Raw genomic sequence first — 17831 nt, 5'->3', positions numbered from 1 at the left:
GGTTGCGGAAGGGCGGCCTCTCCGGGTCTATCCGATAAGGATCAGTGGTTGTCCGCCTTGACCACCGGCAGTTCGTTGAACTGGTGGTGCGGCGGCGGCGAGGACAGGGTCCACTCCAGGGTGGTGGCGCCTTCGCCCCACGGGTTGGCCTCGGCCTTGCGGCGACGGATGGCCGACTCCAGCAGCATCACCAGGAAGACGCCGACGCCGACGATGGTGATGACGTAGCCCACCGAGGACACGTAGTTCCAGTAGGTGAAGGCTTCCGGATAGTCGACGTAACGACGCGGCATGCCCTGCAGGCCCAGGAAGTGCTGCGGGAAGAAGATCAGGTTCACGCCGATGAACATGATCCAGAAGTGCGCCTGGCCCAGGAACTCGTTGTACTTCACCCCGAACATCTTTTCGTACCAGTAGTAGAAGGCGGCGAAGATCGAGAAGATGGCGCCCAGCGACAGCACGTAGTGGAAGTGCGCCACGACGTAGTAGGTGTCGTGCAGGCTGTAGTCGATACCGGCGTTCGACAGGACCACGCCGGTCACGCCGCCGACGGTGAACAGGAAGATGAAGCCCATCGCCCACAGCATGGGCGTCTTGAAGGTGATCGAGCCGCCCCACATGGTGGCGATCCAGCTGAAGATCTTCACGCCCGTGGGCACGGCGATGATCATGGTCGCGGCCACGAAATAGGCGCGCAGGTTCACGCTCATGCCGACCGTATACATGTGGTGCGCCCACACGATGAAGCCGATGAAGCCGATGGCGACCATGGCGTAGGCCATCGCGAGGTAGCCGAAGATCGGCTTCTTCGAGAAGGTCGAGACGATGTGCGAGATCATGCCGAAGCCCGGCAGGATCATGATGTACACTTCGGGGTGGCCGAAGAACCAGAACAGGTGCTGGTACATCACCGGGTCGCCGCCGCCGGCCGGGTCGAAGAACGACGTGCCGAAGTTACGGTCAGACAGCAGCATGGTGATGGCGCCCGCCAGAACCGGCAGCGAGATCAGCAGCAGGAAGGCGGTGATCAGCACGCCCCAGGCGAACAGCGGCATGCGGTGCAGGGTCATGCCCGGCGCGCGCATGTTGAAGATGGTGGTGATGAAGTTGATCGCGCCCAGGATCGACGAGGCGCCGGCGACGTGCAGCGAGAAGATCGCCAGGTCGAACGACGGCCCTGCGTGACCCATGGTCGACAGCGGCGGATAGGAGGTCCAGCCCCCGCCGAACCCGCGCCCCGGCCCGCCGTCGACGAACATCGACAGGATCAGCAGCACGAAGGCGAAGAAGATCAGCCAGAACGAAATGTTGTTCAGACGCGGGAAGGCCATGTCCGGCGCCCCGATCATGATCGGGATGAAGTAGTTGCCGAAGCCGCCCATCGTCGCCGGCATGACGACGAAGAACACCATGATCAGGGCGTGCGCCGTGACGGTGGCGTTGTAGCCGTGCTTGGAAGCCTCAACCAGGCCCAGATACTGGACGAAGGAGCCTTCCTTGAAGATCTGGATGCCCGGCTCCGCCAGCTCCCACCGGATCAGGCCCGACAGGGCGCCGCCGATGAGGCCGGTGAAGATGGCGAACATCAGGTACAGAAGCCCGATGTCCTTATGGTTGGTCGACAGGAACCAGCGGGTGAAGAAACCCGGCTTGTGGTCGTGCGGATCGTGAACAGCTGCGGTGGCCATCGGTCTGGGCTCTCGCGTCTCTCTTACTGAGCAGCCGGCGCGGCGGGCGCGGCGGCGGTTGCGGGGGCCGCAGGCGCGGCGTCGGTCGGGGCGGCGGCGCCGGCAGCCGGAGCGGCGGGCGCTTCGGCGGCGGCGGGCGCGGCCGCAGCAGCGGCTTCGTCAGCCGCCTTGGTCATCGAGCCGCCCTTGGAGGCGACCCATTCGGCGAAGGCCTGCTTGCTGACCACCTTGACGTGGATCGGCATGAAGGCGTGGTCGACGCCGCACAGTTCAGAGCACTGGCCGTAGTAGTCGCCTTCCTTCTCGGCGCGGAACCAGGTCTCGTTCATACGGCCCGGAACGGCGTCGACCTTGATGGCGAAGGCCGGAATGGCGACGGCGTGGATCACGTCCGAAGCGGTGATCAGCAGGCGGACGTTCTCGCCGACCGGCACCACCATCGGCTCATCGGCGGCCAGACGGTACAGTTGCTTGGTCGTCTTGTCTTCCGGCAGCATGTTCGAGATGTACTCGGCCACGCCCTGGTCCGGATATTCATAGCCCCAGTTCCACTGGTTGCCGGTGATCTTCACCGTGACGTCCGCATCCGGATAGTCGTGGTAGGCGAACAGCAGGCGGAACGAGAAGAGGGAGATGCCGACCAGGATCAGCACCGGCACCACCGTCCAGATCACTTCGATCAGGGTGTTGTGGCTCCACTTGGCCGGGGTCGGATTGGCGCGCTTGTTGTAGCGGATCGCGATCCACACCAGCAGCACCAGTACCAGCACGCAGATGGCGGTGATCACCGGCATCAGCACGATGTTGTGGAAGAAGTGAGCCTCATGCGCCAGCGGCGCGGCCGCCGTCTGCAGGCCCAGGCCCGCCGGAACCGGCTGACCCAACACATCCTGCGCCATCGCCGGCGCGGCGAAAATGGCGGCAAGGGCGGTCGCGGCGATACCGCCTCCCAACCGCGCCATGGCTCGCATGCCCATCCCCATTAGAGAAGTCCTCATAAACCGTTCAGCAGCAGACGTTTGCGAGCAATTCGCAAGCGTCGCCGGGCCCAGAGGACCTCGGCGTGTCATGGGCCGGTCCTTATCGGCTCGGATCGCCCTTGCCAAGCGATCAAGCGCACCTAGGGCGCCGTCTCGACAAAATGCGATCGATTAATTCGCTGTCATGTTTGAACAGCTACCTTGCACCACAAGATACCTTGCGATACCTCTTCGTCATCCAGACAGGGATGCCCAAGAGGGAGGCCCGCAGGGAGGCCATGCGCGACACCATCGACATTCAACTGAAGAAAGGCGTGCTGGGGCTGTGTGTCCTGGCGCTGCTCGCCCGGCGCGACAGCTACGCCTATGAGATCGCCAGCCGCCTGTCCGACGCCATCGGCATGGGCGAAGGCACCATCTATCCGCTGATGCGGCGGATGCAGACCGACGGCCTGGTCGAGACCTATATGGTCGAATCATCCAGCGGCCCGTCGCGGAAATATTATCGACTGACCGATGCGGGGCGCCGCGCCCTGGACGGCCAGACCGGCGAGTGGCGGGCCTTCGCTCGCGCCGTCGAGGCCCTGATCGCGGGCGATGAAGGCGAATCCGTCATCGTCGCCCAGGCCCCGGCGGAAACGCCCGCCCTGCTCGACCAGAGCGCCCAAACCGAATCGACCGCCCAAGCTGACAGGGGAGAGGACCAATGAACCGCGCGGAATTTCTGGCGCGCCTGCGCCGCGGCCTGGTGGGCCTGCCCGCCGCCGCCGCCAATGAGATCGTCGCCGACTATGAAGCCCACTTCGCCGACGGCGCCGCCGCTGGGCGCAGCGAGGCCGAGGTGGCCGAGGCCCTGGGCGATCCCGATCGCCTGGCCCGCGAACTGAAGGCCGAGGCCGGCGCCCAGCGCTGGCGTCAGGAGCCGTCGGCGTCGTCCGCCGCCGGGGCCGTGTTCGGCATCCTGGGTCTGGGCGCCATCGACATCCTGATCCTGCTGCCGATCGCCCTGCCCGTCTTCGGCACGGTGCTGTCCCTGCTGCTGGGCGGCGTCGGCGTCTTCATCGCCGGCGGCTTCGTCATGGTGGCGGGCGCCTTCATGGGCCTGCCGGGCGGGGCGCTGGCCGCCGCGCTGCTGGGCGTCGGCCTGATGGGTCTGGGCATCTTCATGGTCGGAACCATGGCCTTGCTGACCAAGTGGCTGATCGACGCCACCGTCTGGTACGCCCGGCTGCACTACCGCGTCATCAAACCCGCCCTGGAACCCCAGGCCTAAGCGACAGAGGGGAGAACACGTCATGATCCGCAATCTGCTCATCATCTCCGGCGCAGGCCTGATCCTGGCCATCGTCGGCTTCGGCGGCGCCTTCGCCGTGGGCGGCCGCGACCTGGCCCGCCACGACTGGACCTGGGTGATCACCGACGACGAGGCCGGCGACAGCGGCTTCACCGTCGAGCGCGGCCAGGTGTCGCCGGACGCCACGCGCACCATCGCATGGACGGGCGACGAGCGTCTGGCCATCAACATCCCCGCCGACGTCGTCTACGACCAGCAGGCCGACGCGCCGGGCATCACCGTCACGGGCGCCGAGACGGTGGTGAACCGCGTCCGCTTCGCCAACGGCCGCCTGACGCTCGAGGAAGCCCCGCGCGGCGACCGCAGCTATGTCCGCTGGACCCGCACCGGCATTCGCGGCTGGAGCGAGACCGACGCCCTGAAGATCATCATCAAGGCGCCCTCGGTGAAGGCCTTCGACCTGTCCGGCCCGACCGAGCTGAAGATCCGCGGCTATGACCAGCCGACGCTGGACCTGACCCTGACCGGCGCGTCGGACGTGCGCGTTCAGGGCCGCACCGGCGCCGTAACGGTGGACGCCTCGGGCTCCAGCGACGCCCGCCTCGACGAACTGATCGTCGAGGACGCCAAGGTCCAGGTCAGCGGCTCGGGCGATGTCCGCGTCGGCCCCAGCGGCAAGGCCGAGGTCGACGTCTCGGGCAGCGGCGAGGTCCGCCTGACCCGCCGCCCCGGCGAACTGCGCCAGTCGGTCAGCGGCTCCGGCGAGGTGTCGCAGGACTGATCCACGCCCACCGACTGACCGCCTGATCGGCCCCTTTCGCACGGCGAGAGGGGCCGATTGCTTTGCGGGCCGTGACGCGGCGCTCCTCAGCCCCTATCTAGCCTCCATGAGCAACGCCGCCTCCCCCTCCCCCATCCTCGACGCCGCGGGCGTAGCCCCGGACGAGGCCCTGTCGATCCTGCAGACCGCCCTGGCGGGCGCCGACGACGGGGAGCTGTTCCTCGAAAAGACCGAGAGCGAATCCCTGGTCTTCGACGACGGGCGGCTGAAGGGCGCCTCCTATGACGCGGTCGAGGGCTTCGGCCTGCGCGTGGTGGCGGGCGAGACGGCCGGTTACGCCCACGCCAACGAAATCTCCGCCGCCGCCATCCGCCGCGCCGCCGACAGCGCTGCGCTCGCCAAGCGCGGCTATGACGGAACCGCCGCCGAGGCGCCGCGCGCCACCAACCAACGCCTCTATGATCCGGTCGATCCGCTGCTGGCCCCGGCCTTCTCGGACAAGATCGCCCTGCTGGCCGAGATCGACGCCTGGGCCCGCGCCCGCGATCCGCGCGTGGTGCAGGTCTCGGCCTCCCTGGTCGGCGAGCGCCGCGCCATCGACATCCTGCGCGGCGACGGGCGGCTGCTCAGCGACCTGCGCCCGCTGGTGCGGTTGAACGTCTCCGTCACCGTCGAGAAGGACGGCAAGCGCGAAAGCGCCTCGTCGGGCGCCGGCGGCCGCGCGGGCTTCGAGGAATGGATCGCCCCCGAACGCTGGCAGGCTCAGGTAGACGAGGCCCTGCGTCAGGCCCTGGTCAATCTGGAGGCCGTCGACTGCCCGGCGGGCGAGATGGACGTGGTGCTGGGCGCGGGCTGGCCCGGCGTCCTGCTGCACGAGGCGGTCGGCCACGGCTTCGAGGGCGACTTCCACCGCAAGGGCTCGTCGGTCTTCACCGGCATGATGGGCAAGCGCGTGGCCGCGCCGGGCGTGACGGTCGTGGATGACGGCTCCATCGCCGGGCGTCGCGGCTCCCTGTCGTTCGACGACGAAGGCACCCCGACCTCGCGCACCGTGCTGATCGAGGACGGCATCATGGTCGGCCTGATGCACGACCGGCTGTCGGCGCGTCAGCTGGGCGCGAACGCCACCGGCAACGGTCGTCGCCAGTCCTTCGCCCACACGCCGATGCCGCGCATGACCAACACCTTCATGGAAGGCGGCAAGGATTCGCAGGCGGACATGATCGCCTCGACCAAGCGCGGCCTCTACGCCGCCAACTTCGGCGGCGGCCAGGTGGACATCACCAACGGCAAATTCGTCTTCCAGTGCACCGAGGCCTATCTGATCGAGGACGGCAAGATCACCGCGCCGGTGCGCGGCGCCACCCTGATCGGCGACGGGGCCACGGCCCTGACCCAGATCCAGATGATCGGCGACGACTTCGCCTTCGACCCCGGCGTCGGCACCTGCGGCAAGGCCGGGCAAGGCGTCCCCGTCGGCATCGGCCAGCCCAGCCTCAAGATCGGCGGCCTGACCGTCGGCGGCACGGCGGTCTGACCGCCCCGGTCTTGCATCAAGGCTGGGGCGCGCGCCAATCGGGACCCAGCGGATCCAGCCCCTCTCGCGCCAGTTGATCCAGCATACCGTTCGGTTCGGCCAGCAGCCTGAGCGGCACTATGGCGACAGTGACCCCCGCCTCGGACAGGGACTGGGCCATGCCTTGACGCCAGACATCACGCAGCCGTTCGCCCTGCCCCATCACCGACCAGTAGGAGCAGGCGTCGACCGCTTGATCCAGCGTCGAGGCCAGGACGTCGGGGACGCGTCGCTGCCGCCAGTCCTCGACCCGCTGGGCGCCGTTTCCCGGCCCGGCCTCGGCCGCCGTCGTCGCGGCCTCCATGCAGTTCAGATACGCTTCGGGCGGCGTGGTCAGCACCTTGTCGATCATCTCGTCGCCGCGATAGACGCCCACCGGCTCAGCCGCCTTCTTGTTGGCGCGGGCGGCGCGGCGCACGATTTCGGAGACGGGGCGCGCCCTGCGGGCGTAGCCGCCGTGCTCCATCAGGTCCGCCGACAGCATCATGAAACTCTTGCGGCTGGGCCCCTCGCCCGTGATCCGCTGGACCCGCGCCTCCAGTTCTGGCGACAGGTAGTCGGCGCTGGTCCGTCCATCCGGCTGGCGCGTCAGGGTGCGGATGCGCCAGACGAGGCGCCCGACATCCGCCAGAGACGCCTGCCCCTGAATGGGAAACAGCACCCGGTCGGCCCGCTCGACCGCCGAGAGCAGGGCGTCGGTGCGCCATTCCATGTCGCGCGGCAGGCCTTCTATGGCCCCGACCAGGAACAGCACGCTGTCGCCGCGCCGGACCTCCCACATCGGCCCCTCGATACGACGGGCGGTGACCACGACGTCCTCGACCGTGTTGGGAGCCGCCGCCTCTTGCGCTTTCGCCGTCCCGACCGACAGGGCGAAAGCCGAAACTAACGACAAGACTAGGGAAGAAGAGCGGCTATGCATTTCAGCGTTATATTCATTCCTTTTTCCTGGCTGTAATGAAATCTCCGTAATGCTGTCCGCGATTTAATCCACCTGTCCAGCTTGTAACTGGAGATCGCAACACGGCCCGTCCACACCTCGGCCGACACCGAGGGAGAGGACAGATGAACACCAAGAGCGCCCTGCTGGCGACCACCGCACTGCTGCTGGCCGCCGCCGCGCCGGCCGCCGCCCTGGCCGCTGATCGGGCCGCTGATCGGGCCGACGCCCCGGCCCGGCAGTCCGCTGTCCCCGGCGACCAGGCCGTGCTGATCTTCACCCCCGACTTCTTCGTCGACGCGCGCCCGAACACGGCGCTGGACATGGTCAACCGGGTGCCTGGCTTCTCGGTCAACGACGGCGACGGCGCGCGCGGCTTTGAAGGCGCGGTCGGCAACGTCCTGATCAACGGCTCGCGCCCGGCCTCCAAGAACGACACCGGCTCCAACGTGCTGAGCCGCACCGTGGCCAGCCAGGTCGAGCGTATCGAACTGATCCGCGGCGGGGCGCCGGGCATCGAGATGCAGGGCTATTCCGTCGTCGCCAACGTCATCCTGAAGAACACGGTCAGCCGCGAGCATATCGCCACCTTCAACGCCAATCTGTTCGAGGGCGGCCAGGACCTGTTCGGCGGCTCCTATCAGTTCACCGAGCGCAAGGGCGACCAGACCTGGGGCGTGACCTTAAGCGACGGCATCTCCATGAGCGATTCCAACGGGGCCGGCCCGCTGCGCCGCGTCGGCCCGAACGGAGAGACCCTGCGCGCCGAAGATTACTACAACGACGGCTACGGCGGCGGGAACTCGATCCGGGGCAACTTCTCCAGTCCTTTCCTGGGCGGCAAGATCGACCTGACGGCGCGTTATGGGATCAACGACTGGCACAACATCAACCGCCAGACCGCGCCCGGCGTGCTGCGCGAAAGCCTGTATGATGAAGACGGTAACAGCGGCGAGTTCGGCGTCGTCTACACCCGCCCCCTGTCCGAGAAGCTGAAGCTGGAAACCCGCTTCATCCACGAGTTCGGGGACTATGAATCGGCGTCTGTCTCGCGCGGCCGCGTTGTCGATGCGCCAAGCTCGGAACAGCTGTTCAGCTCAGACGGCACGTCATCCGAAACCATTCTGCGCGGCCTGGTGCGCTATGAGCGGACCCCGGCGATGGATTTCGAGGCGGGCGGCGAAATCGCCTACAACATGATGCAGCGCGACCAGGCCTATTCCATCGACGGCGTCGAGGAGCCCCTGCCCTCCGCCTCGGTCAAGGTCGAGGAGACGCGCGGCGAACTGTTCGGCAAGGCGACCTGGCGCATCAACCCGAAATGGACGCTGGAAAGCGGCCTGCGGCTGGAATCCTCGACCATCAGCCAGTCCGGCGACGCGGATCAGGAAAAGAGCTTCTTCTTCGCCAAGCCGCGCCTGCTGGCCACCTGGACCCCGGCCGCCAACAACCAGCTGCGCCTGCGGCTGGAGCGCACCGTCGGTCAGCTGGACTTCAGCGACTTCGCCGCCTCGGCCGAGTTCGCCGACGGCAATGTCTTCGGCGGCAATGTGAACCTGCATCCCGAATCGCGCTGGGTCGCAGAACTGACCTATGAGAAGCGTTTCTGGGGCGAAGGCGTCGTCAGCATCGGCCTGCGCCATGACGAGATCACCGACGCCATCGATGTCATCCCCCTGGAAGGCGGTTACGCCGCCGTGGGCAATATCGGCGACGGGACGCTTGACCAGCTGGTGCTGAACGTCACCGTGCCGACCGACAAACTCGGCGTCTCGGGCGGCAAGTTCGGCTTCCGCAACACCTGGAACCACACCGAAGTCACCGATCCGACCACCGGCGAGATCCGCCCCATCTCCGGCGTCCGCGCCAGTCAGGCGACCATCACCTTCCAGCAGGACATCACGCGTTGGAAGATGCAGTGGGGCGGCGCCTGGATCCCCCTGCTGGGCCAGAAGAACTATCGTCCGGACCAGATCTCGGGCTGGCGCGGTCACGACTACTATGAGCTGTGGGGCGAGTATAAGCCGACGCCGACCCTGTCGATCCGCGCCCAGATCAACATCTGGGACGACTTCAACGTCCAGCTCACCCAGTTCGCGGATCGCGAGACGCGGCCGATCGCCTTTGTCGAGAACCGCTTCATCGACCCGCGCACCTTCTATCAGATCCGGCTGCGCAAGACCTTCTGAGGAACTGAAACCACGCGCCCCGGAACCAGCCGGGGCCTTTCCCCGGACAACTGAAAAGGGCGGCGCCTCCTGCGAGACGCCGCCCTTTCCTTTGATGGTCGGCCGGTCCGGCGCGCGAACGCCGGACCGGCTTTTTGCTCTAGTGCGGCGCCTTCTCGTGCGACCAGCCCTTGATGAAGAAGCTGAGGACGATGAAACCGACGCCGATGCCCATGCCCCACACGCCCAGCATGCCGAACACCTCCAGCGAGGTGCGCAGCGCGGCGCCCGGGTCCAGCACCTGGCCGCCGACCGTCTCGGTCCCGGCCAGACCGGCGATCCAGCCGCCGACGTACTGAGCAATCGACGAGGCCAGGAACCACACGGCCATCATGAAGCTGACGACCTTGGCCAGCGACAGCTTGGTGATTTCCGACAGGCCCACCGGCGACAGGAACAGCTCGCCAAGGGTGTGGAACATGTAGAGCAGGCCCAGCAGCAGCACCGGCATCTGGAAGGCCGAATCGGCCAGACCGGCGCCCCACACCACGATCATGAAGCCCAGGCCGACCTGCAGCAGGCCGAGGCCGAACTTCAGGACCGGGTTCGGGTCCATGTTGCGTCGGCCCAGGAAGGCCCACAGGGCCGCCATGATCGGCGCGAAGATCAGGATGAAGCCGGCGTTGAACGACTGGGTCTGCGCCGCCGTCACCGTGGCGTCGATCCAGAAGCCCGTGGGCGTGATGCCCGCCGCCGCCAGTTGGGCCGGGGTGCCGACGGTGACGCCCAGGAACTGAACCGCCGTCGGCGTCAGGCTGAGGTCGACGTTACGGTCAGCGAACAGGTTCAGCGAGGTGCCGGCCTGTTCGAACAGGGTGAAGAAGACCACCGAGCCGAAGATCAGCACCACCGCCAGCATCATGCGTTCGCGCTGGATGCGGTTCTCGCAGACCTTGACGATGATATAGGCGATGAAGGCCAGCGACGCGACGGTGGCGGCGCCCAGCACCCAGCCCACCAGAGCGTTGCGCTGAACCATGAACCACACCACGCCGACGCCCAGCACGCTCAGCAGATAGATCGACCACTCGCGATTCAGCGGGCCCAGGAAGGGCTTGTTGAGCTCGCCTTCGACCGGCGGCTCGCCCTTGCCCTGCAGCAGCGGCTTGCCCAGGACGAAGACGACCCAGCCCAGCGCCATGCCGACCCCGGCCAGGCCGAAGCCCGCCCACCAGCCGACCGTCTGGCCCAGATAGCCGCACAGCACCGCGGCCCAGAAGGCCCCCAGGTTGATGCCGTAATAGTAGAGGGTAAAGCCCGAATCCCGGCGCGGGTCGCCGTCAGGATACAGCTGCCCCACGATGGTGGAGATGTTCGGCTTCAGATAGCCCACCCCCATGATGATCAGGGCGATGGCCAGGTAGAAGACGTTGATGCCCGCCAGGTCGCGGGTCACCTCGATCTTGTAGTCGCCGGTCGGCAGCACGGCCGGGATCGGCGCGTCCTGCGGCAGGTTCTGGATCGCCAGGCCGTTCTCGACCGGGGCGAAGGCGTATTTCTGGCCGTTGACCATCAGGCCCACGTCGCGCGCGGCGCCCCGGCCTTCGGCCGAGATTTCATAAGTCGCGCCCTGATAGGTCAGGGTTTCGGTGGCGGGACGGCCCTCGAAGGCCATCATGCCGTGACCGGCCACCAGCAGCAGGGCGCCGAAGGCCACGGCCTTGCGCGTGCCGATGAAGCGGTCCGCCATCATGCCGCCCAGCAGCGGCAGCAGATAGACCAGCGAGGTGTACGAGCCATAGGCCGAGCCGGCCTGGGCGTCGTTGAACAGGAAGTGCTGGGTCAGGAAGAAGATCAGGATGCCGCGCATCCCATAGTAGGAGAAGCGCTCCCACATCTCCGCGAAGAACAGGATGATCAGTCCGCGCGGGTGGTGTTTCAGGATCTGCATCAGCACGGGCACGCCCGTGACCAGGGTGATGATCAGACCGATGGCGATGACGATATTCATGCCTGGGCCCCCGCGCAGATCATGATCGACTTCGCCTTATTCACAGTCACCGTCTGGGCCATCGCCTGGGCGTCGCCCCCTCGAGTGCCGGGCCGGCGCGCAGGTCGCGCGCCCCCTCCGTCCGTCGTGCTCAACGGCAAGCTCCATTGTCTGACGCCCCCGACGGGCGTGGAAGCGTCCAGAAACAGCACGGTCACGGATTGCAAACAAGCGTTAACGGCCAAATCTTGGCCGCCGACGGGCGCCCGATCGTCGCAAAGTTCGCGTTTTGAGGGTGATTAGATCATTCTACACATATTTCGCGCACGCTCCTCGAACGCCGAAACTGGGCTGGGGAGACTCAAACAGACATGTCGTTGCGCCCGTTCAACGAAAGCGATCTCGAGGCCGTCAATCGACTGCACAGCAGCGTGTGGTGGCCGGAACGGTCGGCGGCGGGCTGGCGCTGGTTGATGGCGAACCCGGCCTCGGCCGAGATCGACGCCCCGCACGGCTGGGTGATCGACCACGGCGCCGGGCCTGAAGCCTTCGTCGGCAACTTCATCCAGCGCTTCTGGCGCAACGATCAACGCCTGCACGCCGCGACGGGCTATTCCATCGTCGTGCCTCCGGCGCAGCGGGGCCGCAGCCGGGCCCTGATCAACGCCTTCATCGACCAACCCGCCTGTTTCGCCCGCTACACGCTGAACGCCAACGCCCGCTCCAGTCCGCTGTACCAGCGGCACGGCATGGTTCCCTGGCCGCCCGAAACCCATACGCTGAAGCTGTCCTGGCTGATCGACCCGGCGGCCTGCCTGTATGGACGGGGCCTGCGCGAGGTCGTGGACCGCGCTCCGACGCTGGCGCGCCTGCTGGGCGAGCAGCTGTCCCCCCTGCCCCGCCTCAACGGCGAGCGCCGCCTGCGTCAGGCCGAAAGCCGCCTGCCAGACGGGGTCAGCCTCAGCCCCGACCTGTCGCAGCGCTCGGACTACGCCCGGTTCTGGACGGCCCTGCGCGCCGAGGGGCGGCTGATGGCGGACCGCAGCCCGGACATCATGCGCTGGCGTCTGTCGGACCCCGATCTGACGGTGCCGCCGCTGAGCCTGGCCTATCGCGACGGCGGGCGCCTGACGGGTTTCGCGGTGGCCATGCTGAACAAGCAGACGCCGCTGGAGCCGCCGATCCTGGAGATCATCGACCTGGTCGCGCTGGACAATGATTCGACGGCGGTCCAGGCGCTGGTCGAGGGCCTGCGTCGCATGGCGCCGGCGCTGGGCGCCGCCAAGGTGCGGCTGCAGGTGGTGTCGCCCGACCTGCTCGCCGCCCTGGGCCGACTGGGCCAAAAGGCCTGGCGCGAGGGCGGCTGGGGCCACTGTCACATCGCCTTCGACGATGGGATGCAGGACGCGGGCTGGCGGCCCACGCCCTATGACGGCGACTATTCCTTCTGTCTGCGCCCCCTGCCGGCGCGCGCCAGCGCCGCCCTGAGGCTGGCGTCGACGCCCCTGCGCGCTCAAGCGGTGCAAGCGCGGGCATGAAGGGAAACGAGGGCCGGTTGCGGCCCTCGTCCGGCGCCGCCGTTTAGGAGCGCGCCTTCAGCTCGTCGCGGATTTCGGCCAGCAGCGCTTCGGTCGGCGTCGGCGCAGCGGGCGCCTCAGGCCCGGCCGGCTGCTCGCGGCGCAGCTTGTTGACCATCTTGACCATCAGGAAAACCACGAAGGCCACGATCAGGAATTGGATCAGGGTGTTGATGAAGGCGCCGTATTGAATGGCCACCTTCTCGACCGCCTCTGTCGCCGGGTCTTCCGGCACCAGGACCCACTCCAGCTTGGAGAAGTCCACCCGGCCCAGCAGCAGGCCGATTGGCGGCATCACCACCTGATCGACCAGGCTGGTGACGATCTTGCCGAACGAGGCCCCGATGATGACCCCGACCGCCAGGTCGACGACGTTGCCGCGCGCGGCGAATTCCCGAAACTCGGACAGCAGGCTCATTGAATCAGTCTTTCAGATGATATCAGGCGTCGCCGGAGGCGTTCAGCCGCTCGCGCAGCTCCTTGCCGCTCTTGAAGAAGGGCACGGCCTTGGCCGGGACCTCGACCGTTTCGCCGGTGCGGGGGTTGCGCCCCGTCCGCGCCGGTCGGCTGCGCACCGAAAAGGCGCCGAAGCCTCGAAGCTCGACCCGTCCGCCTTCGGACAGGGTGTCAGTCATGCAGCCGAGGATCACATTTACGACCCGCTCCACCTCGGCATGGGTGAGGTGCAGGTTCTCAGCCGCCAACTTCTCGATCAGTTCAGACTTGATCATTCAGGCCCCCGCCATGGTTTCACCGTCCGGGAAGACACCCTAACCGCCTGTCGCCACAGGAAGAAAGGGCAAAACGCATCGTCGTGAAGGTTTCTTGCATTCCAGCGTGGCAGGTTTCGCCGCCGATGGGCCGTGTGAGGAAGAAAATACGTCGCAAAGAGCCAGGGTCGCGGCCAAAGAAAAAGGGCGGCCGGATCGCTCCGGCCGCCCCGTTTCCCGATCACCGAGGACGATTAGTCCTTGGCTGCGTTCTTGAGCGCGGCGCCCAGGATGTCGCCCAGCGAGGCGCCCGAGTCCGACGACCCGAACTGCTCGATGGCTTCCTGTTCGTCCTTCATCTCCAGCGCCTTGATCGAGACGGAGACGCGGCGCGTGGCCTTGTCGACGCCGGTGATCATGGCGTCGACGCGGTCGCCCACGGCGAAGCGCTCGGTGCGCTGCTCGTTGCGGTCGCGCGACAGGTCCGACTTGCGGACGAAGGCCGTGACCGGCGCGTCGTCTTCACCGAACTTGACCTCGATGCCGCCGGTCTCGATCGCCGTTACGGTGACGGTGATCTGCTGGCCGCGCTTGTAGACGTCGCCTTCCATCGGGTCGCCGCCGAGCTGCTTGACGCCCAGGGAGACGCGCTCCTTGTCGATGTCGACGTCCAGGACCTTGGCCTTGATCGTCTCGCCCTTGCGGTAACGCTGGATGGCTTCTTCGCCCGACACGTTCCAGTCCAGGTCCGACAGGTGGACCATGCCGTCGATGTCGTTGTCCAGGCCGACGAACAGGCCGAACTCGGTGGCGTTCTTGACTTCGCCCTCGACGGTCGAACCGACCGGGTGAGCCTCCAGGAAGGCCTCCCACGGGTTGTTCTGGGCTTGCTTCAGGCCCAGCGAGATACGACGCTTGGCGCTGTCGACGTCCAGGACGACCACGTCCACTTCCTGCGAGGTGGAGACGATCTTGCCCGGGTGGACGTTCTTCTTGGTCCAGGACATTTCCGACACGTGGACGAGGCCTTCAACGCCCGGCTCCAGCTCCACGAAGGCGCCGTAGTCGGTGATGTTGGTGACGCGGCCGGTGTACTTGGCGTTGACCGGGTATTTGGCTTCGACGCCGTCCCACGGATCCGACTGCAGCTGCTTCATGCCGAGCGAGATGCGCTGGGTGTCCGGGTTGATCTTGACGATCTGGACCTTGACGGTGTCGCCGACGGCCAGGACCTGCGACGGGTGCGACACGCGCTTCCACGACATGTCCGTGACGTGCAGCAGGCCGTCGATGCCGCCCAGGTCGACGAACGCGCCGTAGTCGGTGATGTTCTTGACGACGCCTTCGCGGACTTCGCCCTCTTGCAGCTGGCCGACCAGCTCGGTGCGCTGTTCAGCGCGGGCTTCTTCCAGGATGGCGCGACGCGAAACGACGATGTTGCCGCGCGGACGGTCCATCTTAAGGATGGCGAAGGGCTGTTCCTTGCCCATCAGCGGGCCGACGTCGCGGACCGGACGGATGTCGACTTGCGAGCCGGGCAGGAAGGCCGAGGCGCCGCCCAGGTCGACGGTGAAGCCGCCCTTGACGCGGCCGACGATGGCGCCGTTGACCGGCTGGCCTTCGGCGAACACGGCTTCCAGACGGGTCCAGGCTTCTTCGCGGCGCGCCTTGTCGCGGCTGATGACCGCTTCACCCAGGGCGTTTTCGACGCGCTCCAGATAGACTTCGACGTTGTCGCCGACCTTGGGCAGGACAGCGCCGTCGCCCTGGCCGAACTCGCGCATGGCGATGCGGCCTTCGGTCTTCAGACCGACGTCGATGATGACGATGTCTTTTTCAATGCCGACGACGCGGCCGTGAACGACCTGGCCTTCGCCAAGGTCGCGGCCTTGCAGTTGTTCGTCGAGGAGCGCGGCGAAATCGTCGCGAGTGGGGTTGAGGGTTTCGGTCATGGAAACTCTTGAGGTTGATGAAAGCGAAACGCGCACGGCCGGATGGTCGCGCGCGAAGGGGGTGAGAAAGGGGAAGTCAGGTCGTCACGAGGCGAGGCGACACGCGCTGGAAAAGCGCGACGACAGAAAGCCAGAACGCCCGCGGCCGTCGAGGAGATCGGAGCGTTGGATTCGCCCGGCGGGATCAGATCCCGGCCCTGGCTCGCGCCGCCTCGACGATACGGCGGGCCGCATCGAAGGCGGCCTCTATACCTAGATCGGTCGTGTCCAGCAAGACGGCGTTGTCCGCCTGGACCATCGGGGCGTCGTCGCGGCCCGCGTCGCGGGCGTCGCGGCGGCGGATATCGTCCAGCATGTCGTCGAAGGCGATGACCTCGCCGCGCGCGGTCAGCTGCTTCCAGCGCCGCTCGGCCCGCACCTCGGGGCTGGCGGTGATATAGAGCTTGGCCGGAGCGCCCGGCGCGATCACCGTGCCGATGTCGCGCCCGTCCAGCACCGCGCCGCCCGCCTGCGCCGCGAAGTCCTGCTGCAGCTTGAGCAGGGCCGCGCGCACGCCCGGATGGCTGGCCACGCGGCTGGCCGCCTCGCCCGCGCCGCGATCGGTCAGGCGGGGGTTGTCGCTCAGGCTGGCCAGATCCAGCGCCCGCGCCGCCTTGGCCGCCGTCTCGGCGTCGCCGAGATCGCCGCCCGCATCCAGCACCGCCAGGCCCACGGCGCGATACAGCAGGCCGGTGTCCAGATACGGCAGGCCGTAGTGAGCGGCCAGACGCGCGGCGATGGTGCCCTTGCCCGAGGCGGCGGGGCCGTCGACGGCGATGACGAGGTTCATGCCGCGTCTCCTTGGGCGATCGTCCCGCCCAGCCCGTTCATCATCTCGACAAAGCCGGGGAAGCTGGTGGCGATCATCTCGGGGTCGCGGACCGAGACGGGCTGTTCAGCGGCCAGGCCCAGCACGAGGTGGCTCATGGCGATGCGGTGGTCGTGGGCGGTGTCGACGGTCGCGCCGCCCTTCACAGCCCCTCCGGTGACGATGAAGCCCTCCGGCTCTTCTTCTACCTGCACTCCGCAGGCCGACAGACCCGCCGCCATCAGGGCGATGCGGTCGCTTTCCTTGACGCGCATCTCGCCGATGCCGCGCATGACGGTCGCGCCTTCCGCGAAGGCGGCGGTCACCGCCAGGATCGGATATTCGTCGATCATGGAGGCGGCGCGGTCTTCAGGAACCACGACCCCCTTCAGCGCCGAGTGGCGGGCGGTGACATCGCCGACCTCTTCACCCCCGGCCATGCGGCGGTTGGCGATGGTCAGGTCCGCGCCCATGTCGATCCAGGTCTGGAACAGGCCGGTACGCAGCGGATTCAGCATCACCCCTTCGACCGTCACTTCGGAGCCCGGAACCACCAGGGCCGCCGCCAGCGGAAAGGCGGCCGAGGACGGGTCGCCCGGCACGGCGACGTGCGTTCCCTTGAGTTGCTGGCCGCCCGGCAGGCGGATGCGCCAGCCCTCGCCCTCTTCGGTCACCTCGATCTCGGCGCCGAAGGCGCGCAGCATCCGCTCGGTATGGTCGCGGCTCTTCTCCGGCTCGACCACGACGGTCTCGCCCGCCGCGTTCAGCCCGGCCAGCAGGATGGCCGACTTCACCTGCGCCGAGGCGACGCTCTGGACGAAGGTCACCCCCTTCAGCCCGCCGCCGTGCAGGGTCAGCGGCACCCGGTCCTCGGCCGCGTTCCAAGCGAAGCGCGCGCCCATGTCGGCCAGCGGCCCGGTGACGCGCTTCATCGGCCGTTTGCGTAAGGAGGCGTCGCCGTCGAACGTCGCGGTCAGCTCATAGCCCGCGACCGCCCCCATCAGCAGGCGCACGCCCGTGCCGGCGTTGCCGCAGTCGATAATGCTGTCCGGCGAGCGCAGCGGCCCGCGCCCCTCGACCCGCCAGCGCCCCGGCCCGAGGCGCTCGACCGACGCGCCGAACGCCTGCATGGCGCGGCCGGTGGCCAGGATGTCGTCGCCCTCCAGGAGCCCCTCGATCTCGGTCACGCCCTCGGCCATGCCGCCGAAGATCAGGGCGCGGTGCGACATCGACTTGTCGCCGGGCGCGCGGACCACGCCCTTGAGCCCTGAATTGACGCCTGAAACGGGGGACGCGGTGAAGGTCTGGGGAGTGCTCACCCTGATGCA

14 protein-coding genes and 1 pseudogene are annotated in these 17831 nt (G+C 67.4%); 6 read left to right on the top strand and 9 right to left on the bottom strand.

The features are described 5' to 3' along the window. Positions 1-41 precede the first annotated feature (41 nt). Positions 42-1688 (bottom strand): cytochrome c oxidase subunit I, encoded by a 1647-nt coding sequence (ctaD, locus tag DA69_RS00795; protein ID WP_025977923.1) that lies wholly within the window; start codon positions 1686-1688, stop codon positions 42-44. Between the two features lie 23 nt (positions 1689-1711). Further along, a complete protein-coding gene (gene coxB / locus DA69_RS00790) occupies positions 1712-2671 on the bottom strand; it encodes a cytochrome c oxidase subunit II (protein WP_025977924.1) in 960 nt (319 codons plus the stop codon). A gap of 275 nt (positions 2672-2946) precedes the next feature. On the opposite strand from coxB, the pseudogene DA69_RS00785 reads away from it, so the two are divergent. The 4 genes and pseudogenes from DA69_RS00785 to tldD all read left to right on the top strand — a co-directional run. Beyond that, positions 2947-3258 (top strand): annotated as a pseudogene (locus DA69_RS00785) (PadR family transcriptional regulator); the annotation flags it as partial. Between the two features lie 116 nt (positions 3259-3374). Further along, entirely contained in the window at positions 3375-3941 is a 567-nt protein-coding gene (locus tag DA69_RS00780; RefSeq protein WP_025977926.1) for a DUF1700 domain-containing protein, read from the top strand. A 22-nt stretch (positions 3942-3963) separates the two neighbouring features. Continuing rightward, positions 3964-4743, top strand: a complete 780-nt coding sequence (locus DA69_RS00775; RefSeq protein WP_025977927.1) for a GIN domain-containing protein — start codon at positions 3964-3966, stop codon at positions 4741-4743. Positions 4744-4849: 106 nt separating this feature from the next. Then, entirely contained in the window at positions 4850-6280 is a 1431-nt protein-coding gene (gene tldD / locus DA69_RS00770) for a metalloprotease TldD (protein ID WP_025977928.1), read from the top strand. Positions 6281-6296: 16 nt separating this feature from the next. On the opposite strand, the gene DA69_RS00765 is transcribed toward tldD, so the two are convergent. Beyond that, complete coding sequence (locus DA69_RS00765; RefSeq protein ID WP_235599183.1) at positions 6297-7214, bottom strand: TraB/GumN family protein; 918 nt, start codon at positions 7212-7214, stop codon at positions 6297-6299. A 170-nt stretch (positions 7215-7384) separates the two neighbouring features. Between DA69_RS00765 and DA69_RS00760 the strand changes: the two genes are divergently transcribed. Continuing rightward, a complete protein-coding gene (locus DA69_RS00760; RefSeq protein ID WP_025977930.1) occupies positions 7385-9448 on the top strand; it encodes a TonB-dependent receptor plug domain-containing protein in 2064 nt (687 codons plus the stop codon). A gap of 139 nt (positions 9449-9587) precedes the next feature. Here the strand turns inward: DA69_RS00760 and DA69_RS00755 are convergent, their stop codons facing one another. Beyond that, positions 9588-11438, bottom strand: a complete 1851-nt coding sequence (locus tag DA69_RS00755; RefSeq protein WP_025977931.1) for a peptide MFS transporter — start codon at positions 11436-11438, stop codon at positions 9588-9590. A gap of 350 nt (positions 11439-11788) precedes the next feature. Between DA69_RS00755 and DA69_RS00750 the strand changes: the two genes are divergently transcribed. Then, positions 11789-12955, top strand: coding sequence for a GNAT family N-acetyltransferase (locus DA69_RS00750; protein ID WP_025977932.1), 1167 nt, complete (start codon positions 11789-11791; stop codon positions 12953-12955). 43 nt (positions 12956-12998) lie between these two features. Here the strand turns inward: DA69_RS00750 and mscL are convergent, their stop codons facing one another. From mscL to aroA, 5 genes are all read right to left on the bottom strand, one after another. Further along, positions 12999-13412 (bottom strand): large-conductance mechanosensitive channel protein MscL, encoded by a 414-nt coding sequence (mscL, locus tag DA69_RS00745; RefSeq protein WP_025977933.1) that lies wholly within the window; start codon positions 13410-13412, stop codon positions 12999-13001. A gap of 22 nt (positions 13413-13434) precedes the next feature. Further along, the gene (locus DA69_RS00740) at positions 13435-13725 is read right to left on the bottom strand and encodes an integration host factor subunit beta (RefSeq protein ID WP_025977934.1); all 291 of its coding nucleotides are present in this window, start codon (positions 13723-13725) and stop codon (positions 13435-13437) included. A gap of 233 nt (positions 13726-13958) precedes the next feature. After that, entirely contained in the window at positions 13959-15656 is a 1698-nt protein-coding gene (rpsA, locus tag DA69_RS00735) for a 30S ribosomal protein S1 (RefSeq protein WP_025977935.1), read from the bottom strand. 184 nt (positions 15657-15840) lie between these two features. Next, the gene (gene cmk / locus DA69_RS00730; protein WP_025977936.1) at positions 15841-16485 is read right to left on the bottom strand and encodes a (d)CMP kinase; all 645 of its coding nucleotides are present in this window, start codon (positions 16483-16485) and stop codon (positions 15841-15843) included. Beyond that, positions 16482-17822, bottom strand: a complete 1341-nt coding sequence (gene aroA, locus DA69_RS00725) for a 3-phosphoshikimate 1-carboxyvinyltransferase (RefSeq protein ID WP_025977937.1) — start codon at positions 17820-17822, stop codon at positions 16482-16484. Before aroA ends, cmk begins: the two co-directional genes overlap by 4 nt. Positions 17823-17831 lie beyond the last annotated feature (9 nt).

Source organism: Brevundimonas naejangsanensis (assembly GCF_000635915.2).
GTDB lineage: Bacteria > Pseudomonadota > Alphaproteobacteria > Caulobacterales > Caulobacteraceae > Brevundimonas > Brevundimonas sanguinis.
This window is presented reverse-complemented; position numbering and strand designations above follow the sequence as displayed.

Coding starts and splice junctions, on each gene's coding strand:
- ctaD (WP_025977923.1), bottom strand. CDS start 1,688: ATGGCCACCGCAGCTGTTCACGATCCGCACGACCACAAGCCGGGTTTC.
- coxB (WP_025977924.1), bottom strand. CDS start 2,671: ATGGGGATGGGCATGCGAGCCATGGCGCGGTTGGGAGGCGGTATCGCC.
- DA69_RS00780 (WP_025977926.1), top strand. CDS start 3,375: ATGAACCGCGCGGAATTTCTGGCGCGCCTGCGCCGCGGCCTGGTGGGC.
- DA69_RS00775 (WP_025977927.1), top strand. CDS start 3,964: ATGATCCGCAATCTGCTCATCATCTCCGGCGCAGGCCTGATCCTGGCC.
- tldD (WP_025977928.1), top strand. CDS start 4,850: ATGAGCAACGCCGCCTCCCCCTCCCCCATCCTCGACGCCGCGGGCGTA.
- DA69_RS00760 (WP_025977930.1), top strand. CDS start 7,385: ATGAACACCAAGAGCGCCCTGCTGGCGACCACCGCACTGCTGCTGGCC.
- DA69_RS00755 (WP_025977931.1), bottom strand. CDS start 11,438: ATGAATATCGTCATCGCCATCGGTCTGATCATCACCCTGGTCACGGGC.
- DA69_RS00750 (WP_025977932.1), top strand. CDS start 11,789: ATGTCGTTGCGCCCGTTCAACGAAAGCGATCTCGAGGCCGTCAATCGA.
- mscL (WP_025977933.1), bottom strand. CDS start 13,412: ATGAGCCTGCTGTCCGAGTTTCGGGAATTCGCCGCGCGCGGCAACGTC.
- DA69_RS00740 (WP_025977934.1), bottom strand. CDS start 13,725: ATGATCAAGTCTGAACTGATCGAGAAGTTGGCGGCTGAGAACCTGCAC.
- rpsA (WP_025977935.1), bottom strand. CDS start 15,656: ATGACCGAAACCCTCAACCCCACTCGCGACGATTTCGCCGCGCTCCTC.
- cmk (WP_025977936.1), bottom strand. CDS start 16,485: ATGAACCTCGTCATCGCCGTCGACGGCCCCGCCGCCTCGGGCAAGGGC.